The sequence below is a fragment of the Bradyrhizobium sp. WCU1 genome, assembly GCF_053474805.1.
In genome coordinates this window covers 2,916,313-2,939,072 of record NZ_CM130280.1, presented here as the reverse complement: position 1 = coordinate 2,939,072, position 22,760 = coordinate 2,916,313, and the positions used below count along the sequence as shown (strand labels likewise).

Annotated in this window: 22 protein-coding genes and 1 tRNA gene; 10 read left to right on the top strand and 13 right to left on the bottom strand. The window is 65.3% G+C overall.

From position 1 onward, the window contains the following. Positions 1-126 precede the first annotated feature (126 nt). Together ACTUWL_RS13655 and ACTUWL_RS13650 are read right to left on the bottom strand one after the other, a co-directional pair. Positions 127-1,287, bottom strand: a complete 1,161-nt coding sequence (locus tag ACTUWL_RS13655; RefSeq protein ID WP_021080196.1) for an acyl-CoA dehydrogenase family protein — start codon at positions 1,285-1,287, stop codon at positions 127-129. A 30-nt stretch (positions 1,288-1,317) separates the two neighbouring features. Continuing rightward, positions 1,318-2,385 carry an acyl-CoA dehydrogenase family protein gene (locus ACTUWL_RS13650; protein WP_021080197.1) on the bottom strand — a complete coding sequence of 356 codons (1,068 nt, stop codon included), beginning with the start codon at positions 2,383-2,385 and terminating at the stop codon, positions 1,318-1,320. Positions 2,386-2,759: 374 nt separating this feature from the next. Here ACTUWL_RS13650 and ACTUWL_RS13645 point away from each other — a divergent pair, with 374 nt between their 5' ends. Together ACTUWL_RS13645 and ACTUWL_RS13640 are read left to right on the top strand one after the other, a co-directional pair. After that, positions 2,760-3,521, top strand: coding sequence for an N-acyl homoserine lactonase family protein (locus ACTUWL_RS13645; RefSeq protein WP_021080198.1), 762 nt, complete (start codon positions 2,760-2,762; stop codon positions 3,519-3,521). Between the two features lie 90 nt (positions 3,522-3,611). Continuing rightward, entirely contained in the window at positions 3,612-4,394 is a 783-nt protein-coding gene (locus tag ACTUWL_RS13640) for an SDR family NAD(P)-dependent oxidoreductase (RefSeq protein ID WP_021080199.1), read from the top strand. A 76-nt stretch (positions 4,395-4,470) separates the two neighbouring features. Here ACTUWL_RS13640 and ACTUWL_RS13635 read toward each other — a convergent pair whose 3' ends face one another. Together ACTUWL_RS13635 and ACTUWL_RS13630 are read right to left on the bottom strand one after the other, a co-directional pair. Continuing rightward, positions 4,471-4,749: a GlsB/YeaQ/YmgE family stress response membrane protein gene (locus tag ACTUWL_RS13635; RefSeq protein ID WP_021080200.1), complete on the bottom strand. Its 279-nt coding sequence runs from the start codon at positions 4,747-4,749 to the stop codon at positions 4,471-4,473. Positions 4,750-4,785: 36 nt separating this feature from the next. After that, entirely contained in the window at positions 4,786-5,388 is a 603-nt protein-coding gene (locus tag ACTUWL_RS13630) for a YidB family protein (RefSeq protein ID WP_021080201.1), read from the bottom strand. 150 nt (positions 5,389-5,538) lie between these two features. Between ACTUWL_RS13630 and ACTUWL_RS13625 the strand changes: the two genes are divergently transcribed. Next, positions 5,539-6,543 (top strand): 2-dehydropantoate 2-reductase, encoded by a 1,005-nt coding sequence (locus ACTUWL_RS13625; protein WP_021080202.1) that lies wholly within the window; start codon positions 5,539-5,541, stop codon positions 6,541-6,543. Between the two features lie 236 nt (positions 6,544-6,779). Then, a complete protein-coding gene (locus ACTUWL_RS13620; RefSeq protein WP_021080203.1) occupies positions 6,780-7,202 on the top strand; it encodes a CAP domain-containing protein in 423 nt (140 codons plus the stop codon). Here ACTUWL_RS13620 and ACTUWL_RS13615 read toward each other — a convergent pair. From ACTUWL_RS13615 to ACTUWL_RS13605, 3 genes are all read right to left on the bottom strand, one after another. Next, a complete protein-coding gene (locus tag ACTUWL_RS13615; RefSeq protein ID WP_106940354.1) occupies positions 7,199-7,840 on the bottom strand; it encodes a hypothetical protein in 642 nt (213 codons plus the stop codon). The genes ACTUWL_RS13620 and ACTUWL_RS13615 overlap by 4 nt on opposite strands. Positions 7,841-8,056: 216 nt before the next feature. Continuing rightward, positions 8,057-9,127, bottom strand: a complete 1,071-nt coding sequence (locus tag ACTUWL_RS13610; protein WP_146160382.1) for a helix-turn-helix transcriptional regulator — start codon at positions 9,125-9,127, stop codon at positions 8,057-8,059. 220 nt (positions 9,128-9,347) lie between these two features. After that, entirely contained in the window at positions 9,348-9,998 is a 651-nt protein-coding gene (locus ACTUWL_RS13605; RefSeq protein WP_021080206.1) for a TetR/AcrR family transcriptional regulator, read from the bottom strand. Between the two features lie 83 nt (positions 9,999-10,081). Between ACTUWL_RS13605 and ACTUWL_RS13600 the strand changes: the two genes are divergently transcribed. From ACTUWL_RS13600 to ACTUWL_RS13590, 3 genes are all read left to right on the top strand, one after another. After that, the gene (locus tag ACTUWL_RS13600; RefSeq protein WP_021080207.1) at positions 10,082-11,587 is read left to right on the top strand and encodes a flavin-containing monooxygenase; all 1,506 of its coding nucleotides are present in this window, start codon (positions 10,082-10,084) and stop codon (positions 11,585-11,587) included. A gap of 116 nt (positions 11,588-11,703) precedes the next feature. After that, a tRNA-Arg gene (locus ACTUWL_RS13595) sits at positions 11,704-11,780 on the top strand. Positions 11,781-12,051: 271 nt separating this feature from the next. After that, a complete protein-coding gene (locus ACTUWL_RS13590) occupies positions 12,052-12,891 on the top strand; it encodes a tetratricopeptide repeat protein (protein ID WP_021080208.1) in 840 nt (279 codons plus the stop codon). Between the two features lie 239 nt (positions 12,892-13,130). Here the strand turns inward: ACTUWL_RS13590 and ACTUWL_RS13585 are convergent, their stop codons facing one another. Further along, positions 13,131-13,844: a hypothetical protein gene (locus tag ACTUWL_RS13585; RefSeq protein ID WP_021080209.1), complete on the bottom strand. Its 714-nt coding sequence runs from the start codon at positions 13,842-13,844 to the stop codon at positions 13,131-13,133. 323 nt (positions 13,845-14,167) lie between these two features. Between ACTUWL_RS13585 and ACTUWL_RS13580 the strand changes: the two genes are divergently transcribed. Continuing rightward, complete coding sequence (locus tag ACTUWL_RS13580) at positions 14,168-15,712, top strand: aspartate ammonia-lyase (RefSeq protein ID WP_021080210.1); 1,545 nt, start codon at positions 14,168-14,170, stop codon at positions 15,710-15,712. A 154-nt stretch (positions 15,713-15,866) separates the two neighbouring features. Here ACTUWL_RS13580 and ACTUWL_RS13575 read toward each other — a convergent pair whose 3' ends face one another. Next, positions 15,867-17,702, bottom strand: coding sequence for a di-heme-cytochrome C peroxidase (locus tag ACTUWL_RS13575; RefSeq protein ID WP_021080211.1), 1,836 nt, complete (start codon positions 17,700-17,702; stop codon positions 15,867-15,869). A gap of 273 nt (positions 17,703-17,975) precedes the next feature. On the opposite strand from ACTUWL_RS13575, the gene ACTUWL_RS13570 reads away from it, so the two are divergent. Next, positions 17,976-18,656, top strand: a complete 681-nt coding sequence (locus ACTUWL_RS13570; protein ID WP_021080212.1) for an alpha/beta hydrolase family protein — start codon at positions 17,976-17,978, stop codon at positions 18,654-18,656. An 87-nt stretch (positions 18,657-18,743) separates the two neighbouring features. Here ACTUWL_RS13570 and ACTUWL_RS13565 read toward each other — a convergent pair whose 3' ends face one another. Both ACTUWL_RS13565 and ACTUWL_RS13560 read right to left on the bottom strand, forming a co-directional pair. Further along, complete coding sequence (locus ACTUWL_RS13565) at positions 18,744-19,526, bottom strand: SDR family oxidoreductase (RefSeq protein ID WP_021080213.1); 783 nt, start codon at positions 19,524-19,526, stop codon at positions 18,744-18,746. 39 nt (positions 19,527-19,565) lie between these two features. Further along, positions 19,566-20,540 carry a 2-dehydropantoate 2-reductase gene (locus tag ACTUWL_RS13560; RefSeq protein WP_021080214.1) on the bottom strand — a complete coding sequence of 325 codons (975 nt, stop codon included), beginning with the start codon at positions 20,538-20,540 and terminating at the stop codon, positions 19,566-19,568. A gap of 167 nt (positions 20,541-20,707) precedes the next feature. On the opposite strand from ACTUWL_RS13560, the gene ACTUWL_RS13555 reads away from it, so the two are divergent. Next, positions 20,708-21,505 carry an enoyl-CoA hydratase-related protein gene (locus ACTUWL_RS13555; RefSeq protein WP_021080215.1) on the top strand — a complete coding sequence of 266 codons (798 nt, stop codon included), beginning with the start codon at positions 20,708-20,710 and terminating at the stop codon, positions 21,503-21,505. Between the two features lie 6 nt (positions 21,506-21,511). On the opposite strand, the gene ACTUWL_RS13550 is transcribed toward ACTUWL_RS13555, so the two are convergent. Both ACTUWL_RS13550 and ACTUWL_RS13545 read right to left on the bottom strand, forming a co-directional pair. Next, positions 21,512-21,784 (bottom strand): hypothetical protein, encoded by a 273-nt coding sequence (locus ACTUWL_RS13550; protein ID WP_021080216.1) that lies wholly within the window; start codon positions 21,782-21,784, stop codon positions 21,512-21,514. Between the two features lie 63 nt (positions 21,785-21,847). Next, on the bottom strand, positions 21,848-22,732 hold the full coding sequence (locus ACTUWL_RS13545) for a LysR family transcriptional regulator (protein WP_021080217.1): 885 nt from the start codon (positions 22,730-22,732) through the stop codon (positions 21,848-21,850). Between the last annotated feature and the right edge of the window lie 28 nt (positions 22,733-22,760).

The following is a 22,760-nucleotide window of genomic DNA, read 5'->3' as shown; positions in this document are numbered from 1 at the left end:
CAGCAAATCGGGTGAGGGGTTGAGCTCTCTCGAGGGACCGTGATCCCTCACCCGGCGCTGCACGCCGACCTCTCCCGGAGGGAGAGGTGCAAGAGCTTGCGGTGAGATCATCGGTCCCATTGGTCGTCAGCGCAAGCCGAGCCCGCGGGCGATGATGCCGCGCAGCACCTCGGTGGTGCCGCCCTGGATCGTCAGCTTGGGTGCGGTCTTGATGGCGAAATCGAGCTGCTTTTCCAGCGTCTCGCGATTGGTCGCGGTCTCCTCGACGAAGGCCGCGAGATCGCGCACCCGATGCGGCAGCTGCTGCTCCCACACCGTGCCGATGTCCTTGACGATGGAAGCCTCCACCACCGGCTCCTTTCCGGCCTGCAGCATGCCCGCGACCGACACCGACATGCGCCGCATGGTGTGCACCTGCGCCACCAGGCGGCCGATGCCTTCGGCGCTGCGGGTATCCGGGTTCTTGCCGACCGCACGCACCAGCTCAGTGAGCACGTAATAGGTCTCGAGGAAGCGCTCGGGGCCGCTCCGCTCATAGGCGAGCTCTGATGTCGCCTGCTTCCAGGCGCCGTCGACCTCGCCCAGCACGTGATCGTCGGGCACGAAGTAATCGGTGAACACGACCTCGTTGAATTCGAACTGGCCGGTGATCTGGCCGATCGGATTCACCTGGATGCCCGGCTGCTTCATCTTGACCAGGAACTGGGTCAGGCCGTGGCGGCGGTTTTCCTTGGTCGGCGGCGAGGTGCGGAAGATCGCGATCATGTAGTCGGCGATATGCGCCGACGAAGTCCAGATCTTGGTGCCGTTGACCAGGTAGCCGCCGTCGGTCTTGGTCGCACGGGTCTTCGCCGCAAACAAATCGGAGCCGGAGTTCGGCTCGCTCATGCCGATCGCGAAGCAGACCTCGCCGCGGCAGATCCGCGGCAGGATGTCCATCTTGATGTGCTCGGGCGCGTATTTCAAAAGCACCGGGCCGCTCTGGCGGTCGGCGACGAAGAAGCGGCGGGTCGGCGCGTTCGCCACCCGCATCTCCTCGGTCACCACGTAGCGCTCGAGGAAAGAGCGCTCCTGGCCGCCATATTTCTTCGGCCAGGTCATGCCGAGCCAGCCCTTGGCGCCGACGCGGCGGGAGAATTCCGGCGCGTCATTGTCCTCGCGGTTCGGCGCGTGGGGATCGAAGGTGCCGGCGGCGATCTCCTCGGCGAGGAAGGCGCGCACTTCCTTGCGGAGTTGCTCGCATTTCTCGGGCAGGCGGATCGGATCGAAACGAAGGGCTGCAGTCATGATGTCCAGTCCTGATTGTTCTGCCTGATCTCAGCGCGAAGCCACCAGCGGCCACAATTCATCGGCGCCACGGTCGGCGACGAGCTTGCCGAGCTCGACCGCCCAGTGGCTCTCCGAGCCGAAATCGTCGCGCCACGCCAGCGCGCGCAGCGAGTAGCGGTGCAGGATGTGCTCGATGGTGAAACCGATCGCGCCGTGCACCTGGTGGGCGATGCCGCTGCCCTTCTCGGCGGCCTCCGAGCAGCGGATCTTCGCCGCCGCGGCTTCGAGGAACACCGCATCGCTATTCAGCGACTTGGTGTTGACGATGGTATCGGCCGCGGAGGTCGCGGCGGCCAGCGCCGCGGCGTTTTCGCCGGCGAGGCGCGCGAGGTTGTGCTGCACGGCCTGGAATTTGGAGATCTTCTTCTCGAAGGCGACGCGCTCGTTGGAATAACGCACCGAGATGTCGAGCATGGCTTCCAGCGCGCCCGCGATCTGCAAGCTGCGCGCGACGCCGCCCATCAGCATCAGCGTGGTCTGGTCAAAGCCATCAGGCGCCGGCTTGGTGGTGACGGGCTGCACCTTGGCGAGCGTGACGGTGTCGTTGGCATCGCCGCCAAGCCCGATGCCCGATTCGATCCGGCACTTCGCGGCATCGACCAGCGCGATCGAGATGCCGCCGTTTCCGCTTGCCAGCACCGCAAAATGCTTAGCGTCCTTTGCGAACGGCACGCCACGGGCGCGGCCGGAGAGCGATCCATCGGCGTTCAGCGTGACGCGATCCTTCGGGCTCGCAGGGACGACCGTCATCTCGCCTTCCGGCGAGGCGATCTTGCCCTGCGTCAGCAGCCAGCCGGCCAGCATTGTTTCGGCCAGCGGAATAGCGATCGCATGCCGTCCGGCGACGTTGAGCACGCTGAATCCCTCGGCGAGGCTGGCGCCGGAACCGCCGAGATCGTCGGGCACCCAGGACAGCGGCAGGCCGGCGTCGGTCAGCGCCTGCCACAGCGGCGCCTTCCATGCGCCCTTCTTGTCATGATTGATGGTCTGGGCATCCGCGAGATCGGCGAAAATCTTTTCCGCGGTCTCGGCGACGATGTTTTCACTCTCCGCCACAGCGTTCCTCGTGTTGATTGGCTTGGGTCCGGCCATCAGGCAGGCCCAGCTTGCGGTGTTGTCTTGCGCTCAATGATGCGGAAAAGCCATAGCCGTGACAAGCGTGGCCCGCAGGGCCACTTGCGCAGATGGCATGAAGCCCGACCAGACGCATGAATTCCGTAGAGTGAACATTCGGGCGCGTCGGTTTGTATGCCACGCGCTGCAGCAGATAGGCGGGCCGGACCGGTTCAGTCCGCCAGATGAAACTGGTCGCCGCGCCCATGAGGCGGCAGGTTCAGACGCGCGGCCATCGGCGAGACCGGTCGGCGCGAGGGGCATATGAGTTTTCGTCGACCCGTGTTTAGCTCGAGACCAAGATCAGAGGTGATGCGATGAAGATGCATATGCTGTCGGGTGGACGGCTGCGGATGTCCAAGCGGACCTATCTGCCGGATGCGGAGCGCGGCGAGATGATCGAGCTTCCGGTGTCCTGCGTGCTGCTCCGGCATACGCAGGGCAACGTGCTGTTCGACACCGGATGCCATCCCGATGTCGCGACCGATCCGGAAGGCCGGCTCGGCACGCTCGCCAGGTTCATGCAGCCGATCACGACGGCGGACGACCATGTGCTGACCAGCCTGAAGGCCGTTGGCCTCGGTCCCGACGATATCGATGTGGTGATCTGCTCCCATCTGCATACTGACCATTGCGGCTGCAACGGCTTCTTCAGGAAGGCGACGGTCTTCGTCCACGCGCTCGAGCTCGAGGCCGCCAATGCGTCCAACGCGCTCGATCGCGGATACATCAAGGCGGATTGGGATCATCCGCTGAAGATGGAGATCTTCGACCGCCAGACGGATGTGTTCGGCGACGGCAGGTTGACGCTGATCCCGTTGCCGGGACATTCGAAGGGAACGACCGGTGCGCTGGTCAAGCTGGACCAGAGCGGCGAATACCTGCTCGCATCCGATTCGCTCAGCGTACGCGCCAATCTCGATCAGCGGGTCTCGCCGCGGAACAGTCTCGATGTCGATCAATTCCTGAAATCGCTCGACGAGATCGCCAGGCTCGAGGCATCAGGTGTCAAGATCATCTGCGGCCATGACGATGCGCAATGGGCCAGCCTGCAGAAGGGCCCGAACGCCTATTTGTGATGGACCGGCGCGGTTTGCAGATGTATTTCCGCGCGATATGGTATGCCACCGCCGGAGTTCATCTGGCTCACGACAACAAGGAAAATGCAGATGTCCAAGGACGGTTTGTGCGCGATCGTGACGGGGTCGGCATCGGGACTCGGCGCCGCCACCGCGCAAATCCTCGCCACGCCGGGCGCGCGCCTCGTCATCAACTATTCCAACAGCAAGGCGGAGGCCGAGGCGACGGCCGAGCTTTGCCGCAAGCAGGGCGCCGAGGTGCTGGTGGTGCAGGGCGACGTCTCGCGCGATGAGGACTGCAAGAAGATTGCGGCCGCGGCACAGGGCTGGGGCCGCGTCGACGTGCTCGTCAACAATGCCGGCACCACCAAGCATGTCCCGCACCATGATCTCGATGGCCTGACCGCGGAAGACTTCCAACGCATCTACGCGGTCAACACCATCGGCCCGTTCCAGATGGTCCGTGCCGCGCGTGCGCTTCTGGAGGCCGGGGCGAAGGCCTCGGGCCGTCCGTCGGCGGTGGTGAACGTCTCCTCGGTCGCCGGCATTTCCGGCGGTGGCTCGTCGGTTGCCTATGCCGCGAGCAAGGGCGCGCTCAACACCATGACGCAGTCGCTGGCGCGCGCGCTGGCGCCGCTGATCCGCGTCAACACGGTGTGTCCGGGTTATATCGATACGCCGTGGTTCACCAAGGGCCGCGGCGAGGAGGGCGCCAAGCAGGTGCGTGATGCGGTGGTCGCGCGGGTGCCGCTGAAGGTCGCGTCAACCGCCGAAGATATCGCCAATCTGGTCTGCTTCCTGGCGAGCCCGGCGTCCAGCAACATGACTGGCGAATTCGTCCGCATGGATGCCGGCATGCATCTCATTCAGTGACGCGGTGCCGCTGCAGAAATGAAAATGCCCGGGGCAGCCCGGGCATTTTTACTTTGAACCAGTGTTCGGCTTGCCGTCACTTGTTTCCGATGTCCGGGATCACGCGCGCCGCGACCAGCCGGTTCCAGATGAACAGCACCACCAGCGCGCCGATCGTGGCGGTGATGAAGCCCGCGCCCTGTTCGGGACCATAGTGGCCGATCGCCTGGCCGATGAAGGTCGCAAGAAACGCGCCGGCGATGCCGAGCACGGTGGTGAGAATGAAGCCGCTTGGATTGTTCGGTCCTGGCGACAGGAACCGTGCGATGATCCCCGCGACAAAACCGACGATGATGACCCAGATGATGCCGCCCATGACTGTCGTCCTCCTCAGATGGAATCAACGCTGCCGCTAGAGCCGGCCGCGCAGCTCGTCGCCGCTCGGCAGCCGTCCGTCCGGCGTCAGATGGTTGATCGCGTCGGGCAGGTACTGGCTCAAGCCCTGCAGCAATTGGTCGCGCGACATGCCGCTCTGCGACGCCAGCGAGTCGATCTGGTCGGCGCCAAGCGCGTTGGCGAGGTCGCCGGGCGAGATCTGCTTGTTGGGGCCGTTGCTGACCCAGGAATTCGCCGCGTCGCCATGGCCCTTCTGCTGCAACTGGTTGAGCAGATCGCCGAGGCCGCCGCTGAGCACGGTGCCGGCGGCGCCGCCGGCGAGAAGGCCGCCAAGGCCGCCCTTGAGCAGGTCACCGAGTCCGCCACCAGCGGCGCCGCCGGGCAGGCCAGCGGTGACATTGCCGGGGAGTTGCGGCGCCTGCGCGGGGGTCGGCTGAGGGGCAGTCGCGCCCGGCTGGCCGCCGGTGAAATGCTTGACCGCCTTCCAGGCGAGCAGTGCCAGGATGGCCATGGTCATCGGCGACATTCCGCCGCTGCTCGAACTGTCGGATGGTGTGCTTGGCGCGCTCGGACCGCGGGGGCCGTTCTGCATGCCGTTGAGTACGTCGAGTAAACCCATGATCGTCTCCTGCCGCAACCGTGCCCCGTGCGGGAAACATAGCTGCGGCCCATGACGGTTACAAGGCGGGCCACCCGGCGGCGGCGCGCCGAAAATAGGCAGGCGGCCCGAGGTCTGCTATCGAGCCTTGATGAACGGATGTTTAGCCGGATGAACGAGGATCGGCCGATCGGAATTGCGGGCGCCGGCAGCATCGGTTGCTTCGTCGGCGGCATGCTGGCTGCGTCCGGCTACCGCGTCGCATTGTTGGCGCGCCCGCGGCTGATCCAGGAGATTGCGGGCAACGGCTTGCGGGTCAGCAGTTTCGACGGCTCGGAGCGGAGGGTAGCCGCCGATCGGCTCATTCTGTCCGACGATCCATCGATCCTGCGCGACGCCCGGACGGTGCTGGTGACGGTGAAGAGCGCCGATACCGGCGAGATCGCCGAATTGATCGCGCGTCACGCATCCACCGATGCCGCGGTGGTCAGCCTGCAGAATGGCGTCGGCAATCTGTCGCTGCTGCGCGATCGCTTGGCGGGCCGCAAGGTGCTCGGCGGCATGGTGCCGTTCAACGTGGTCGCGCTCGGCGACGGCCGCTTCCATCGCTCGACCTCGGGCGACATCGTGATCGCGCAGGATGATGCCGGCACCGCGGCACGGCTTTCGGTGCCGAGCCTCGCGATCAAGGCCTCCGCCAATATCGATGGCGTGCAGTGGGGCAAGCTGATCGTCAATCTCAACAACGCGCTCAATGCGTTGTCCAACATCCCATTGCGGCAGCAGCTCGCGCAGCGCGGCTGGCGGCAATTGTTCGCCGACCAGATGGTGGAGGGCCTGGCCGCGGTGCGCGCCGAAGGCATCGTGCCGGTGTCGCCGACGCCGCTGCCGTCGGGCTGGATGCCGCATCTGCTGCGGCTGCCTGATGCGCTGTTCGGCATGCTGCTCGGCCGCACCATGAAGATCGATCCCGAAGCGCGCTCCTCGATGTGGGAGGACCTGCAGCGCGGCCGTCGCACCGAGATCGATTATCTGCAGGGCGTGATCACCGAGATCGCGGATCGCCGCGGCCTCCAGGCTCCGCTGTCGCGCCGCATCACCGCGCTGATCCGGAAAGCGGAGGCCGACGGCAAGGGCGCGCCCGGGCTGACGGCTGAGCAGATTCGCGTTGGGTAACCGAGGAGGTGACATCGTGAAACGATCTTGCATCATGTTGCTCGCGCTCGTTGCGCTCGCCACCAGCCCACTGCGTGCTGCGCCACCGACCGTGGTTCCCTCGCCAGGCTATGATGCGCGTCTGCAGGAGCAGCGCGCGGCAGCGAGTCAATCGGCCGCAACGGCGCGCAAACCGGTCACGCGCCGGCATCACAAGCGCGGTCGCGCGCATTGATTCATTGCATGGAAGGCCTCGGATGAAGCTGCTGTTGCTCGCACTCACCTTCGTACTCGGCATCGCTACCGCCACTGACGCCGCCGACTATGCCGGTTCGATCAGTGCCTACCGGCGCGCCAACCGGATGCCCGCGGTGACGCTCGACGCCAGGCTGAATGCGATGGCGCTGAAGCAGGCGCAGGCGATGTCGGCGACCGGATCGGTCAGCCATTCCGCGGGCGGCAGCTTCTTCACGCGCATTGCACCGCTCAAGAAGCAGCGCGCCGCGGAAAATATCGGCGCCGGCTTCATCGCCTTCGCCGAGATGCTGAAGCAGTGGGAGGATTCGCCGGGCCATCGCGAGAACCTGCTGATGCCGGGCGCCAAGCGCGTCGGCGTCGCCTATGTCGACAATCCGAAGTCGCCGTACCGCAGGTTTTGGGCGATGGTGATCACCGACTAGTTGCGCTTCGCGAGCTTGGTCGGCGGCGGCGATGCCGGCGTGAACAGCTTCTTCAAATCGTTCAGCCCGTCGGACAGCCGCGGCCAATCGCAGGAGAACGTGCCCTTCACGCAGCTGCGTGTCCGCGGTCGCGGCTCGGGAATCGGCACGGCTGCGATCCGCGGCTTGACCGGCTTTGCGGCGGGGACGGGGACCTTCGCCGGCTCGCTGTGCAGCGACGCCTGCTGGATCTGCGGCGGCCGCTCCTGCTGCTTCTCCTGCCGCTCGAGCTGCTTGGCATTGAACGCCGCGACGATGCTGGAGCGGCGCTCTTTCTCGAGATAGCCGGTATATTCCTGGTCGATCTTCTTCTGCTCGTCCGGCGTCGGATTGGGACCGGCGATGTCGAAGCTGCGGTCCTGCATGAAGTCGTAATAGGTGTAGCCGCCGCCAGGCTTGCGGCGCCCGGCAAACTTGGCGTTGCAGTCGGCGAGTTGCGCAGTCTTGTCCTGCTTGGTCTTCGCCCTCTCGGCGAGGTCGGCGCAATCCTCAAAATCCTTCGGGGCGCTGCGCCACCATTGCGCGTGCGCGCGCATCGGCGCCAGCGCAACCGCGGCGACGAAAACGGCGACAGCCAACGTCGATGATCGTGACGGCATCACGGACATTGCAAGCAAACCCGAACGACACAGAGTGACCGGATTGTCGCCATTTTAGTGACGCTTGTCACCCTGGAACCGAACGATTTCCCTGACCAATTAAGTCGCAGACCAGCCGTGGGGCCTGATCAAATAATCGCGGCATGCAATTGTAATATCTCAAGAATTCTTACCGTAACGGCGCGTCGGAAGTTGCAACAATTCGTCTCGAATCGTTCACTTGACCCGATGCAGCAACGCCACGAGTTCCGCCTGCCGATGCGTGCCGGTCTTCTGGAAGATCGTCTTGAGCTGATTGCGCGCGGTGGCAAGGGCAACGCCGGCTTCCTGTGCGGCGGTTTCGACGGAATCGCCGCGCGCAAGCCGCGCGGCGAGGCGCGCCTGCGCCGGGGTCAGCTCGAACGTCGCCGCCAGCAGCGCCTGATCGAAGGCGGCGTTGCCTTCGAGATCGCGGATCAACAGGATCGCGCGCGCGCCCAGGAACGGTGACCGCGCGGCAGGAGGCACCGGCTGCATCTGGATCACGATCGGCCGTTTGTCGATCCTGCGCACCACGATCGGCGATGACGGCAAGGGCTGCAGATCCGAGCTGCGGGCTAGCTGATCGATCAGCCTGGTCAGATCGGCATTGGCCTGCCGGTCGAGCAAAGTGAGCCGGTTGTTGCGGATCGTAAGGTCGTGGCCGAGGCAGCTCTCCGCCTGGCCGTTCATGCCGATGACGGCGCCGAAGCGGCCGACGGCAATCGCCGCGATCTGGATCAGGTCGAGCGCACTGGTGATGCCCGAGATCGCGGAGCGGCCGACGACGGCGGAGAGCGTCGCGGCTTCGGTGAGCCGCGCCGACACCCGCGAGAGCGCCTTGACCTCGTCGGCGTCGAACATGCCCTCCTTCGGCGAGCGCTGAATGGTCAATCCCCACAATGCCGGACCCGAGCGGAAGCCGATGGCGGCAAACCATTTCAATCCGAACTCGCCGAGCGAAGCGTAGAGCGGATCGCGCAACATGTCGGCTTCGGACTCGAACAGATCGGCGTCGGTGATGACGTTGGTGCCGGCGAGGATCAGCGGCACGCCGCGTGCCGCACGGATGTCCGAGAGGTGAAGGTTGTTGGGGAAGTAGCTCTTGGAGAAATACTCGGTGATCGAGTCGGTGCGGGGAATGTCTTCGGTGCGGATGTCGCTCTGAAGCATCGCAGCCCCGGTCGCGCCGACGGCAGCGCAGACCCCCTCCATGAAGGACGGCCAGGTCGCGGGATCGAGAACCACGTCGCCAAGGCGCGCGGTCACGTCGTCCAGCCTGTGCACGTCGACCAAAGGCTTAAGCTCCGCCTGCTGCAGACTTTCATTGTTTCGCAGGCGAAACAGGAAAAGCCTGGTTGCGCCCGGTACCGTGCATAAAACAACCCGCACCGCCCGTCGTGCAAGTTAAATCAGCGCCACGGTCGAGGCCGGGCACGAAAACCCCAGCGAAACATCATCGAAAATCGGCGAGCGGACGGTCCCGCCGCTACGGCAAACGTTGATCCCAGCGGTGACCGGCCTCGGTCAGTGCCACGCGGCAGAAGCCGGCGGCGATCGCGACGACGTCCTCGACGGCTTGCGGATATTGCCTCGAGACCCAGCGCAGCGCGATCGAGATGACCGCGCCGACCATGCCGACCGAGAGCAGCGCCGCTGCCGCGCTTCCGTCGCCGTGTTTCGGATCGCGCATCGGCGGCACCAGGATGTCGCTGAAGACGCGCCCGGCGTCGAGCTTGACGGCATCGACCGCCGGGCTGATGCCGGAGATTTCCAGCAGGAAGACCCGCGCGGGCTTCGGATGCTGCTTCAGCCGGGTAAAATACAGCGTCAGCGCGGCGCGCAGCCTCGCTTCCGCATCGTCGCCGGCAGCCGCTGCGGCAGCCGCCATCTCCTCGTGCAGATGGCCGACGACATGGTTATAGGCGGCGATCAGCAGGGCTTCGCTGTTGGCGAAGGACTCATAGAAATAGCGCTCGGTGAGCTCGGCGGCCTCACAGATCGCCTTCACCGTCGCGACGCGATAGCCGACCTCGCCATAGACCTCGATTGCCGCGTCGATCAGCTTGAGCCGCCGCTCGCTGCGGCGTTCGTCGGCGTCCATGCCGCCATAGAGGCGGGCTTTCCCGCTGCTTGCCATGAAGCCTATTGACATGAGCCATTGTCAGATGTCAAGTTATCTGACAACAGGCATTGTCAATTCTACCGCGGGAGGGTCGAAGCATGTCCGCTCATTTCGACGTGTTGATCGTTGGTGCCGGACTGTCGGGCATCGGCGCCGGCTATCATCTGCAGACCAACTGTCCCGACCGCAGCTACGCCATTCTCGAAGGTCGCGATTGCATTGGCGGCACCTGGGACCTGTTCCGCTATCCTGGCATCCGCTCCGACTCCGACATGTACACGCTCGGCTATTCGTTCCGGCCGTGGACCGAGCCGAAGGCGATCGCCGACGGCCCGTCGATCCTGAACTATGTGCGCGAGACCGCGCGCGTCTACGGCATCGACAAGAACATCCGCTTCAACCACCGCGTCGTGCGCGCCGACTGGTCGTCGGCCGACTCGCAATGGACGGTGGAGGTCGAACGCGGGCCGGAGAAGGCGATCGAGCATCTCACCTGCAACTTCCTGTTCATGTGCAGCGGCTACTACAAATACGAGCACGGCTACACGCCTGACTTCCCCGGCATCGCCGATTTCGCCGGCCGCGTCGTCCATCCGCAGCAATGGACCGACGACATCGACTATGCCGGCAAGAAGGTGGTGGTGATCGGCAGCGGCGCGACCGCGGTGACGCTGGTGCCGGAAATGGCCAAGACCGCCGCCCATGTCACGATGCTCCAGCGGTCGCCGACCTATGTCGTGGCGCGGCCCGATGAGGACAAGGTCGCCAACTGGTTGCGGGCGCGGCTGTCCGCAAAACTCGCCTACGGCCTCACGCGCTGGAAGAATGTGCTGTTCGGGATGTATTTCTACCGGCTCTGCAAGCGCGATCCGGAGCGCGTGAAGAAGCTGATCCTCGGCGGCGTGCGCCACGCGCTCGGTCCCGATTACGACGTCGCGACGCATTTCACACCGCGCTACAATCCGTGGGACCAGCGGCTCTGCCTGGTGCCGAACGGCGATCTCTTTCAATCCTTGCGCAACGGCGGATCATCCGTCGTCACCGACCAGATCGAAACCTTCACGCGTGGGGGCATCAAGCTCAAGAGCGGCGAGGTGCTCGACGCCGATGTCGTGGTGACCGCGACGGGCCTCGATCTGCAGGTGCTCGGCGGGCTCGAGATCAAGGTCGACGGCACCCCGGTCGATCTGTCGAAGACCATGAACTACAAGGGGCTGATGTATTCCGGCTTGCCGAACCTCGCCGCCGCGTTCGGCTACACCAACGCGTCCTGGACGCTGAAATGCGACCTGACCTGCGAATATGTCTGCCGCATGCTCAATCACATGAAGGCGCACGGCTATGCGCAGGTGACGCCGCGGCGGAACGACCCTGATGTGACCGAGCTGCCCTGGGTGGATTTCTCCTCGGGCTATATCCAGCGCGCCGCGGCCAGGTTCCCCAAGCAGGGCTCGCGCCGGCCGTGGCGGTTGTACCAGAACTATGCGCTCGATATCATGACGCTGCGGTTCGGATCGCTGAAGGATGAGGCGATCGAGTTTCTGCCGGCGCGCCGGGCCGGCGCCACGGATGCTGCCGCGAACCCGGCGCGGCAAGTGGCGTAAGGCACAACGCGGCGAACCAGGCACAACTTCGCGCGCCCGTTGGGGCGCGGGCTGGCGATCATTCGGCACCTCTGCTATGGGAGGGCTGCGCCTGCATGCTTCGCTGCGGGCGGTGCGGTCCCGTAGCTCAGCCGGATAGAGCGACGGTTTCCTAAACCGTAGGTCGGAAGTTCGAGTCTTCCCGGGATCGCCATTTTCCGCCTGCCTGTGTTCAATGCACGCCCCAGGTTGTCGCGCCTTAAGCTGGGCCTTGGTGGGGGCGCGACCGGCGGAGTTGCAAGCGACGGAGCGCAGCACTGGACTGTCGCAGCGTGTGCCGCGATGTCGCGCGCAGTTCCTGAACGGTGGTAACATTGGACGGCACGCTGATGTGTGCGAGTATTCCCGGTCCCGGTGCGACTTTCGCTGGACGCTCCGTTGGCAGCAGTGATAACGGCTGAGAAAGCCATCTCACGACGGATCGCATGCCGAAACCTCCGCCCCCTCCCGCCAATCGCGGGCCCAATCCGTCCCCGGCGCTGCAACGCGCTGTGGCCGCATTGCAGATGGGACAGATCGTCGAAGCCGAGCGGCTGGCGGCAGAGGTCTTGAAGGCAAACCGGAACGATGTCGGCGCGGCCTCGATCCTGGCGCGGGCGCTGATGATGCAGAACCGCAACGAGGAGGCGATCGCGCCGCTCGAGCGCGCGACCCGCCGCGTCGAGGATGCGGGCCTCGAGACCCTGCTCGGCGCGGCGCTCGGCGGCGCCGGTCGCCGCAACGAGGCGATCGATGTGCTGCGGCGAACCACCGCGCGGCGGCCACCATACCTGCCCGCATTTCAGGCGCTGGCCGGGCAATTGCACGCGGACGGCCGTATCGACGAGGCGGTTGCCGTCATTGAGAGCGCAATTGCGCTCGCACCAGGGAGCCTCGAGTTTCAGCTCCTGCTCGCGCAGCTCCTGCCCCAGCGCAATGAGCGCGGCCGTGCGCGCCAGATTCTGGAGAAGCTGCGCGCTGCGGCGCCGGGACATCCCGATGTTCTGGGCGCACTCGCGCGCGTGCTGCTGCTCGATGGCGAATACGCGGCCGCGGCGGATCTCTACCGCCAGGTGCTGGCGCAGCGCCCCGACGATCCCCTGACGCGTACCAGCTTCTCCGCCACTCTTCTCGAAATGGGCGACCGTGCTGCCGGCGAAGCCAATCTGCGTCTGGCGTTGCGCGGCCGGCCGCAAATGATCGGCCGCACGACGGCCGCGCTGGTCATGTCATCGCATGGCCGCTTCTTCTTCCGTCGCAGCGCGTTTGCGGAATTCTTGAGTTAGGCGATCCAGGCTGGATTTGCCGGCCGCGCCACAAACTCGCCGTCGTCCCGGCGGAGGCCGGGACCCATGACCACCGATGCTGCTTGTTGCGCGATGTTGGAACGACGAGTCCCATCAATCATATCTGCTGCGGCGTATGGGTCCCGGCTTTCGCCGGGACGACGCGCGGAGAGGGTCTCGCCCACTCCGTACCCGTCATCGCCCGCGTGCGATCCGCAACGCAATCTCGTGCGTCCAGTCTACGATCGAAACTGGCGGCGATAGAGCCCGGGCTCGCGGGCCATCTTGTTGGACAGTTCCTGCGCGCGCGCTGTTTCATCGGGCGTCATCGCCGCGGTCTGCGCGACCCAGTTTTCACGCTTCACCGGGAAGCATTGCGCAACCGGCGTGCCCCTGGGCAGTACGCCGTTGAAATTGGTATCGTGCCAGTGTGCCGGGAAATGAACCCAGCTGTCGTGGAACAGATCGCAATCGACCATGCCGGTCAGCGTGGTGAACGGCAGGTCGAACCGGTTGACCGGATGTGTGAAGAACAGCGAGTAGCCCGCCGGCGCCTCGATGGTCCACAGATTGACGAACTTGATGAGAAGGCGGTCCGGCGTGAACAGCGGCGAGCCGACCACCTGGCTTTCGTCGTGGAATCCGATCGGCGAGCGCGGGAATTCGAGCGCCCCGCCGGCGGGAAGGTCGTTGTCCCAGGTCATTGCGCCATTCTCGACCTTCAGATCGCAGACCAGCGGCAACAGGAAACCTGACGTCATCGCATCGACGAATGGCGGGCAGCGCTTGACGGTATCCTCTTCGCGATTGCTCATCGCATTGAAGGCCTGCGTCGGCATCGCCTTGAGCCACCCGGGAAGACCCAATGATGCAGGCACCGGTGGCGGAATCTTGCCCTCGAGCTCCGCCGGGCAGCGGAATTTGATGGTTATCGCTTCGTTGTTATTGGACACGGTTCTGGTCCTTGGTTCGTTCGATATCGGCAGCGCCAATGCGCCAGTCGGTGCTGATCTAGCACGCGATGACGGGGCGGAGAAAGCAATCGCGCCTGTCGCCCGGCGAGCTCCGGCATGGAGCCATAAGTTGTTGTTATCGTGACGGATAAGGCTAGTCCTCGATTCCCGGTGCGGCGCGCATGTCGATGCCGCTTTTCCGCGACGTTCCGTTCGCCAATATGCAAGACTTTGCCGATAGGCATTGGCTTTCGATGTCTGTCGGGCGCATCATGGCTGGTGTCGCTGACGCCAGGATTTGCAGCAGGTAACCGGAGGGACCAATGGCCGAATCGAAGGTTGAGACCGCCAACACTGCAGGCGCCGCGCCACCCTCCGGCGACGGCGGCGGCGTGAGCGAACTTGCGATCGCAACCGTCCGCACCGTGCCGATCGAGCAGGCGCAGTCCCGCACCGAGCACGATCTGCTCGGCGAGGACGATGTGCCGGCCAATGCGCTGTGGGGTATCCACACCAAGCGCGCGGTGATGAACTTTCCGATCACCGGCGTGCCGGTCGGCCATTTTCCGGAGTTCGTCCGCGCGCTGGCGCTGGTGAAGCAGGCCGCCGCCCGCGCCAACAAGCGCCTCGGTTATCTCGCGGCCGAAAAGGCCGATGCCATCGACAAGGCCTGCACCAAGGTCGCGACCGACAAGGTCTACGCCGAGTCTTTTGTCGTCGACGCGATCCAGGGCGGAGCCGGCACCTCGACCAACATGAACGCCAACGAGGTGATCGCCAACGTCGCGCTCAAGCTGATGGGCAAGAAGCCCGGCGATTATCACACGCTGCACCCGAACGACGACGTCAACATGGCGCAGTCGACCAACGATGCCTATCCGACTGCGCTGCGGCTTGCGGTGATCTTCGCCACCCAGCCGCTGGTGCGCGCGCTGGACGATCTCGCCTATTCCTTCAAGGGCAAGGCGGTGGAATTCGCCGACGTCCTCAAGATGGGCCGCACCCAGCTTCAGGATGCGGTGCCGATGACGCTCGGTCAGGAGTTCGACGCCTTCCACGCCACGGTGAAGGAGGACGTCGCACGGCTGAACGAGATCTCCAGCCTGTTCCGCGAGGTCAATCTCGGTGCCACCGCGATCGGTACCGGTATCAATGCCGATCCGCGCTATGCGGCGCTTGCGGTCGAGGAGCTGTCGCGGTTGTCGGGCCAGCCGATGGTGCTGGCCTCGAACCTGATCGAGGCGACCTCGGACCTCGGCGCCTTCGTGCTGTTCTCCGGCGTGCTGAAGCGCGTCGCGGTCAAGGTGTCGAAGATCTGCAACGACCTGCGCCTGCTGTCGTCGGGGCCGCGTACCGGCATCGGCGAGATCCGGCTGCCTGCGGTGCAGGCCGGCTCGTCGATCATGCCCGGCAAGGTCAACCCGGTGATCCCGGAGGTGGTCAACCAGGTCGCCTTCCTCGTCATCGGGCACGATCTCACGGTGACGATGTGTGCCGAGGGCGGCCAGCTCCAGCTCAATGCGTTCGAGCCGACCATCGGCTACTGCGTGCTGAGCTCGCTGCGTATGCTGACGGCGGCGATCGACACCCTGACCAAGCGCTGCGTCGACGGCATCGAGGCCGACCGCGAGCGTTGCCGCAGCCTGGTTCAAGGCTCGATCGGCCTGATCACGGCGCTGGCGCCGGCGCTCGGCTACGAGGCGAGCTCGCGTGTGGCGCGCCGCGCGCTGAAGGAGAACCGCTCGGTCGCCGACATCGTGCTGGAGGAGAAGCTGCTGACCGAGGATCAGCTCAACCAGCTGCTCGAGCTCGAGGCGATGACGCGTCCGGCACGCCGCCAGCCCGTGCCCAAGTTGAAGGATAGTTGAGAGCAGGCGTTACGGAGCGCGAGGCAGGACACAGCATCCGTCGTTCGTCGTGCTCGGGCTTGTCGCGGCGTACCCCTTCAATGCCGCCCGCGCAAGAGACGCGGCTGGCCGGGCCAAGCCCGGTCATGACGGCGGGAGTGTCGAACGGCGACAGCTACAGTGTCTTGATGAACTCGATCAGGGCGCGGCGCTGGTCTTCCTTCAGCCCCGGCCCGATCACGCCGGTGCCCTTCTCGTCGGAGAATTCGTGCCCGGAATTGCTGTTGCCGCGCTTGGCGGTATTGAGCATGAAGCCGTCCTTGATCTTGTCCTTCCAGACATAGCCGAGATCCTTGGGCTCATATTCCCGGCTGCCGAGATAGAAGGTCGGCGGACGCTCCCTCACCGGTGACAGCAGCGCATAGATGGTCGGGACCGACCCGTTGTGCAGATAGGGCGGGGTTGCCCAGATGCCGTTGAGCGGCCGGACCTTGTAGGCGAGCGGCGCCTGGATCTCGTTCGGCCGGTAGCCGTTGATGCGCTTGCGATCCTCGGGCGGGGTCTTGTTCTGGTCGTACCAGTAGTCGACGGTCTTCTCGACGAGTTCGCCGAGCGCCGGCCCGAAGCTGCCGTCCTTGATGTTCAGATTGGCCGGCGTCTCGACGGTGCGGGTCTGCAGGCCTTCGGCCTGCGCGCTGTCGGTGCCGATATGGCTGATCGGAATCATCTCGACGTCGAGCAGCGGTTGACCGGCGTCGTTCTTGATCCAGCGCTTCTTGTCCTTGAACAGCGAAAAGGCCTCGCTCTCGGGCAGCGCCTTGCTGTTGATCGCCGGGCCATGGCAGTCCTGGCAGTGCGTCTTGTAGAGCTCGCCACCCTTCCTCGCGAGATCCATGTTGATCTGCCCCAGGATGTTCTCCGGCCATTTCGGCGATGCCAAGCCGCCAAAGCCCTTATCCTCGCTGGGCGGCTCGCCGGCGATCATCCGTTCCATCTCGTGCAGCGTGTCGATCCGCGCGCTCGATTTGAACAGGCCCTTGGATGCATCGAGCAGATTGAGTTCGGCGCTGACGCCGAGCGCCTCGCCGGCATTGCGCACCATCGGCTGCATGATCGAGCCGTCATACTGCACCCAGCTGAACCATGGCGCATTCCAGATCCGCGGGAAATGCACCGGCGCCGAATGCGAGGCGTAGTTGTTCGGATTGTTCAGGTCGATCGCAAACACCTGGTTGCCGATCCGGTTCAGTGCGTCGAGCCGCGCATAGCCTTCCTCGACGCTGTTGGCGGCGACCTTGCTCTCAAGCGCATTGATCTTGGCATATTGCTGCAGCACGAGATCGAGCTGGCCGCGCAGCGCCATGCGTTCCTCGACGCTGGCCTCCTTGCCGAGGATCTCGTCGGCAAAGCGCGCGAAGCGGCCGGGCCAGAACCTGGTCAGCAGCAGCGAGACGCCGACGCTCTTCTGGAATTCGAACAGATTGGTGTTGGCCGGTCCGCCGTCGATCACAATCTCGGTGCCGCGATAGCTGAGGCTTCCGGTGTGGCAGGCGGAGCAGGTCAGCCCGACGCCGTTCATGTCGGCCTTGCTGTGCGGGTTGCGCCACGGCGCGCCGTTGGCATCCACCATCGGGCCGCTCGGCGCAAACCCGATCGGCAGCGCATCCGGCTTGCCCGGGATCACGGTGTCGGGAATGAAACCGAAGCGGCCGAGATAATCGGTCTCGCTGAGCTTCGGCGCTGCCGTGAACAACGGCCAGAGCGTCGGCTGCTCCAGCGCCATGAACCATTCATTCGGAATGAGGAACGTCCGCGTGCCCTGGTCGGCGTGATAGAACCAGCGCAGCCGCTCGGCGCTGACATTCTGATCCAGCCACACGGTCTTCGCAGGCGGCTGGTAGTCGACGGCCTTGACGCGGAAGCCGCTCGCCACCGTCTCGATATCGTCCTTGAAATAGAGGACGCCGGCGACAATCAGCAGTCCGATGAAAAAGATCGTCTTGCGAGGCATGCCCGTCCCCCAATTCGCGGTATCAGCGCGTCATATTGCTGAGATATTAAAAGTCGCCGAAACAGATTCGCGTTAAACGTGTGTTGCACTGTGCACTATCCTATCGCGGCGCCGCTCGGTCTACCAACGGAAATGTTGCAAGGGAAATGTCGCAAAGGAAATTTTGGTTGGCTGTGAGCCAGTTCACTTGCGGCGTGCTCTCCTCGGCGGCATTTGCGCGCATCGACGGCTGCGGCTAGAAATGCCGGGGCAACAATTCTCCGGGATGGCGTCTTGAACGCGTCTGGCGCACAACCGCTCACGATCACGGTCTCGGACGTCAGTACGGTGTCCGCGCTGCTGCTGCGCCCGGAAGCGGCACGTGCGGCCTATGTGTTCGCCCATGGCGCCGGTGCCGGCATGGCGCACCCGTCGATGGCCGCGCTGGCCGAAGGCCTGGCAGAGCGCGGCATCGCGACGTTGCGTTATCAGTTTCCCTACATGGAGAAGGGCGGCAAGCGGCCCGATCCGCCCGCCGTCGCGCAGGCCACGGTGCGCGCCGCAGTGGCCGAGATGACGCGCCATTGCGGCGAACTGCCGCTGTTCGCCGGCGGCAAGTCGTTTGGCGGCCGGATGACCTCGCAGGCACAGGCCAAGGCGCCGCTCGAAAGCGTACGCGGGCTGGTGTTTCTCGGCTTTCCGCTGCACCCCGCCGGCAAGCCGTCGAGCGAGCGGGCCGCGCACCTCGCCGAGGTCAAGATTCCGATGCTGTTTCTGCAGGGCACGCGCGACGCGCTGGCCGAGCTCGAGCTGCTCGAGCCTGTCGTGAAGGGGTTGGGCAGCCGGGCGAAGCTGCACCTGGCGCAGGAGGCCGACCATTCCTTCCATGTCCTGAAGCGCTCCGGCCGCGATGATCGCGAGGTGATGGCCGAAGTGCTCGATGCGTTCGCAGCGTGGGTGGCGAAGCACTCGTAACGAGGTCGGCGTTCCGCATGTGACACTGTCCCGGATTGCGCTGCGCTCCATCCGGGCTACAGCGTCAACTGCGAGACGCTGCCGCCGTCAGCCTAACGCCGCACCGCCATAGATGCGGTCGCGCAGGCGGCGCATGCCGGACAGCCAGCGCTCGCGATTGGTGGCCTTGCGCTGCATGTATTCCTGCACCTGCGGATGCGAGAGGATCAGGAAGCGCTCTTCCGCCATCGCCTCGATCACCATCCGCGCCACTTCGCCCGGCTGCAGCACGCCGTCGACGCGCGCCGCGCTCGGGCCGGGCGTGGTCATTCCGGTCTGGACCGATTGCGGGCAGAGCACGGAGACGCGGATGCCGCGATCACCATACTGGATCGCCAGATGCTCTGCGAGCGCGACCGCGGCATTCTTGGTCACGCCGTAGGGCATCGAGTTCAGCGACGCCAGGAGCCCCGCGGCGGATGCGGTGTTGAGCAGATAGCCGGAACCGCGTGCCAGCATGCCGGGCACCAGCGCGCGCGCGGCGAAGACGTGGCTCATCACATGCACCCGCCAACTCACATCCCAGTCGGCATCGGATGCGGTTTCCTGTCCCTTGCGCGACAGCCCGGCATTGGAGAAGAACACGTCGACCGGGCCATATTTGTCCTCGGCAGCGGCGATCAGCGCCTTGATGTCTTCCTCGAGCCCGACATCGGCGGTGACGGCGAGCCCGTCGATATCGCCGGCGACGCTGGCGAGCCGGTCGCGCGAGGTCTTGAGATCGGCGACCACGACGCCGCGCGCGCCAGCCTCCGCATAGGCCCGCGCCACTGCCTCGCCGATCCCGCTCGCGCCGCCGGTGACGACACAGACCTTGTCCTTGACGTGCATGGTTCGATGCCCCTGCTTGTTATCGTGAGATCCGGATTGTCAGCCCTGATACAGGCCCTTGTCACGCGCCTTCTGGATCGCGAGGGCGGCCATCAGGTCGAGCATCGGGGTCGGAATATCTGCTGCGCGGGCAAAGGCCGCGGGCGCGCGCACCAGCACGTCGATCTCCATGGCGCGGCCGAGCTCGTAGTCCTGCAGGATCGACGGCTTGTGGTCGGGCGCGGGTCCCGAACGGGTGACGCGCTTGACCCCGGGGATATAGCGCGTCGCCACCGCATTGGCCTCGTCGAGCAGCCGTGGGATCACCTCCTGCATGTCGGGATCGTCGCGGACGCCGCGCGCGGTCAGCCCGGTCAGCAGACAGAGCACCGACATCGACATGTTGGTGAGCAGTTTCGACCAGATCGTCTCGCGAATCTCCGTGACGTCAGGCGATTCGATCGCAGCCTCATTAAGCGCCGCGCGCAGCCGGGTGATGCGCTCGCTCCGGAGATCGTCGCATTCGCCGATCAGGAGGCGGTTGCGATCCGGCGACAGATTCGCCACCAATCCGGGCGCGATCACCTCGTTGGAGGAGAAGATCACGCCGCCGATGATGCCCTCTTGCGGGACGGCATTGCGCAGACGCCCGCCGGGATCGAGGAAGCCGAGATCGGGAATCGCGGGATGCTGCGGCGGCAGACCGAGACCGTACCACCAGGGAATGCCGTTCTGCGCGAACACGATTGCGGTGTCCCGCTCAAGCAGCGGCAACAGTCCGGTTGCGAGCGCACTGACGCCGGTGGCCTTCAGCGTGCTGATGACGACGTCCTGCGGCCCCAACTCGGCAGGATCGGCCGACGCCCTTACCCGTGCGGTGACGCTGCTGTCGCCGACCTTCAGCGTCAATCCGTTGGCCCTGACCGCATCGAGATGCGGGTCGCGCATCACGCAGGACACCTCGTGGCCGGCACGGGCCAGCCGGACCGCGAAATGGCTGCCGACGGCGCCCGCGCCGAAAATACAAATACGCATGAGTGGAACTGGTCCTTGCAACGTGCCGCGTCAGTTTCCACAAGCGCAGGGCATCGCGCAACCCGTCATGCGCATGGCGCGGTCGCGCCCGCCCGAAAGTGATGGATCAAGGCCTTTGCTCTCGCCATAGTGCGGGTAACAGCAATGCCGAACGAGGGAGAAACGTCATGTCGGCCAGCCCAGTCCTGTGGAGCCTCGATGCGCGCGGGGTCGCGACCGTCACGCTGAACAGGCCCGAGGTCAACAACGCCTATGACGGCGCGCTGATCGCCGGCGTGCTGGCCGCGATCGACGAACTCTCGACCAAGCCGGTCCGCGTCGTCGTGCTCAAGGGCAACGGCAAGCATTTCCAGGCCGGCGCCGACCTGAAATGGATCAACGGCGTGCGGCCGAAATCACCTGACGAGAACGAGGCGGCGTCGCGCGCCACCTTCGAGGCGGTGCAGCGGCTCAACACGCTGCCGGTGCCTACCGTGGCGCTGGTGCAGGGCGGTTGCTTCGGCGGCGGCACCGGCGTGATCTCGGCCTGCGATATCGTGATCGCGGCCGACAACGCGCTGTTCTCGATCACCGAAGTGCGCTGGGGCCTGACGGCGGCGATCATCATCCCGCAACTCTGCGACGCCATCGGCGTCCGCCAGGTGCGGCGCTACGCACTGACCGGCGAACGGTTCGGCGCCGAGGACGCGCGCCGTATCGGTCTCGTCCATGAGGTGGTGCCCTTGGCCGATCTCGACAGCGCCGGCGCCAAGGTCGTGGAGCAATTGCTCGGCAATGCCCCGGATGCGCTGGCCGAGACCAAAAAGCTGGCGATGGAAAGCTCGTTCGGCGGCATGGCCGTCGACGATGCGGCCTACAAGCGTCTGGTCCATCTGCATTCGGCCAAGCGGCAGACCGCCGAGGCCGCCGAGGGACTTGCGTCCTTTGCCGAGAAGCGCGCGGGCCGCTGGAGCGGGGCGGCGTAAGCCAGCTCAGCAGCCGTTGCAGATGCCGCGGATGCTGCGATAGACCTCCGCGTCGTCGCGGCGCATCTGCTCCAGCGATTCAAACGTCTTCGATTCGTTCGATCGCGCCGCCGGCTCGGACCTGGATTCGGGCTTGCGCTTGGCCGCGAGCTCCTGCTCCTGCCGATGGTAGCAGGCCTCGCGCTCTGCCTTGGGCTCGATGAAGCGGCAGGTCTCGATCGCCGCCGCTGGTGTCGCGACGAAGATCAGGCCGAGCGAGGCTGATATCAGGAGTTTCAAGCGGGCGATCCTTTCGCGTCCTTGTCTCAGGTCGGCGGGCGGCGGGGCAAGGCCGCCATCGCATCACAGCGATCGCGACAGCGACTTCTTCAATGTCTTCAACAGCGCCTGCACCGCGGCGGCGTCGATGCGGCGTTCGGGAACGGCGGCCTTCACCCACAGTTCGGGAATCGGAAACTCGGTGAGGATCGGCTGCAGCGTGCCCGCGCGCAGCGCGTCAGCGACCAGATAGTGCGACAGCAGCGCGATGCCGTTGCCGGCGATCGCGCTTTGCGTCAGCACGCGGCCCTCGTTCGACGAGAGAATCGGGCGCACCTGGATGTTGATGCGGCCGCGCGGCCCCTCGAACGGCCATTCCGGACCGGTCGGCAGGAAGCTGAGGCAGCGGTGATCGACCAGATCGCGCGGATGCTTGGGCGTGCCGTGCTTCCTGAGATAGGACGGCGAGGCGCACAATAGCCGCGGCAGCCGGCACAGCGGCTCGTCGACCACGCCGCCGAAGGAATGCGGAAAGGCGCCGATCGCGATGTCGAAACCTTCGGTCACCGGATCGACCGGGCGATCGATCATTACGATCTCGAGCTTTACGCTGCGGTTTTGCCGCTGGAAGATCGTGAAGGCATCGGCGAGGCGTGCCACCGTCAGCGAGGTCGGCGCCTTGACGCGCAAATGATCGGAGAGGTCGCGCTGCTTCTCGCCCATCCGCGACAGGAGATCGCCGACATCGGCGACGACGCCGCGGGCGCGGTGCACATATTGTTGCCCGGCCTCGGTCAACCGCAACTGTCGCGTCGAGCGATGGAACAGCGCAGTGCCGATCCGCTCCTCGAGCTGGGTGACGCGCTTGGCGACAACCGATGTTGCAACGTTGAGCTTGCGCGCGGCGGCGGAGAAGCCGCCGGCATCGGCAGTGGCGAGGAAGGCTTCGAGGTTCACAAGCGTATCCATCTGCCCTCCCCAATACTTCTCCGCTTTT

What these genes read in the sequence shown, in the direction of transcription:
- ACTUWL_RS13655 (WP_021080196.1), bottom strand. Translation starts at nt 1,287, where the DNA reads ATGACTGCAGCCCTTCGTTTCGATCCGATCCGCCTGCCCGAGAAATGC.
- ACTUWL_RS13645 (WP_021080198.1), top strand. Translation starts at nt 2,760, where the DNA reads ATGAAGATGCATATGCTGTCGGGTGGACGGCTGCGGATGTCCAAGCGG.
- ACTUWL_RS13640 (WP_021080199.1), top strand. Translation starts at nt 3,612, where the DNA reads ATGTCCAAGGACGGTTTGTGCGCGATCGTGACGGGGTCGGCATCGGGA.
- ACTUWL_RS13635 (WP_021080200.1), bottom strand. Translation starts at nt 4,749, where the DNA reads ATGGGCGGCATCATCTGGGTCATCATCGTCGGTTTTGTCGCGGGGATC.
- ACTUWL_RS13630 (WP_021080201.1), bottom strand. Translation starts at nt 5,388, where the DNA reads ATGGGTTTACTCGACGTACTCAACGGCATGCAGAACGGCCCCCGCGGT.
- ACTUWL_RS13625 (WP_021080202.1), top strand. Translation starts at nt 5,539, where the DNA reads ATGAACGAGGATCGGCCGATCGGAATTGCGGGCGCCGGCAGCATCGGT.
- ACTUWL_RS13620 (WP_021080203.1), top strand. Translation starts at nt 6,780, where the DNA reads ATGAAGCTGCTGTTGCTCGCACTCACCTTCGTACTCGGCATCGCTACC.
- ACTUWL_RS13615 (WP_106940354.1), bottom strand. Translation starts at nt 7,840, where the DNA reads ATGCCGTCACGATCATCGACGTTGGCTGTCGCCGTTTTCGTCGCCGCG.
- ACTUWL_RS13605 (WP_021080206.1), bottom strand. Translation starts at nt 9,998, where the DNA reads ATGGCAAGCAGCGGGAAAGCCCGCCTCTATGGCGGCATGGACGCCGAC.
- ACTUWL_RS13600 (WP_021080207.1), top strand. Translation starts at nt 10,082, where the DNA reads ATGTCCGCTCATTTCGACGTGTTGATCGTTGGTGCCGGACTGTCGGGC.
- ACTUWL_RS13590 (WP_021080208.1), top strand. Translation starts at nt 12,052, where the DNA reads ATGCCGAAACCTCCGCCCCCTCCCGCCAATCGCGGGCCCAATCCGTCC.
- ACTUWL_RS13580 (WP_021080210.1), top strand. Translation starts at nt 14,168, where the DNA reads ATGGCCGAATCGAAGGTTGAGACCGCCAACACTGCAGGCGCCGCGCCA.
- ACTUWL_RS13575 (WP_021080211.1), bottom strand. Translation starts at nt 17,702, where the DNA reads ATGCCTCGCAAGACGATCTTTTTCATCGGACTGCTGATTGTCGCCGGC.
- ACTUWL_RS13565 (WP_021080213.1), bottom strand. Translation starts at nt 19,526, where the DNA reads ATGCACGTCAAGGACAAGGTCTGTGTCGTCACCGGCGGCGCGAGCGGG.
- ACTUWL_RS13560 (WP_021080214.1), bottom strand. Translation starts at nt 20,540, where the DNA reads ATGCGTATTTGTATTTTCGGCGCGGGCGCCGTCGGCAGCCATTTCGCG.
- ACTUWL_RS13555 (WP_021080215.1), top strand. Translation starts at nt 20,708, where the DNA reads ATGTCGGCCAGCCCAGTCCTGTGGAGCCTCGATGCGCGCGGGGTCGCG.
- ACTUWL_RS13545 (WP_021080217.1), bottom strand. Translation starts at nt 22,732, where the DNA reads ATGGATACGCTTGTGAACCTCGAAGCCTTCCTCGCCACTGCCGATGCC.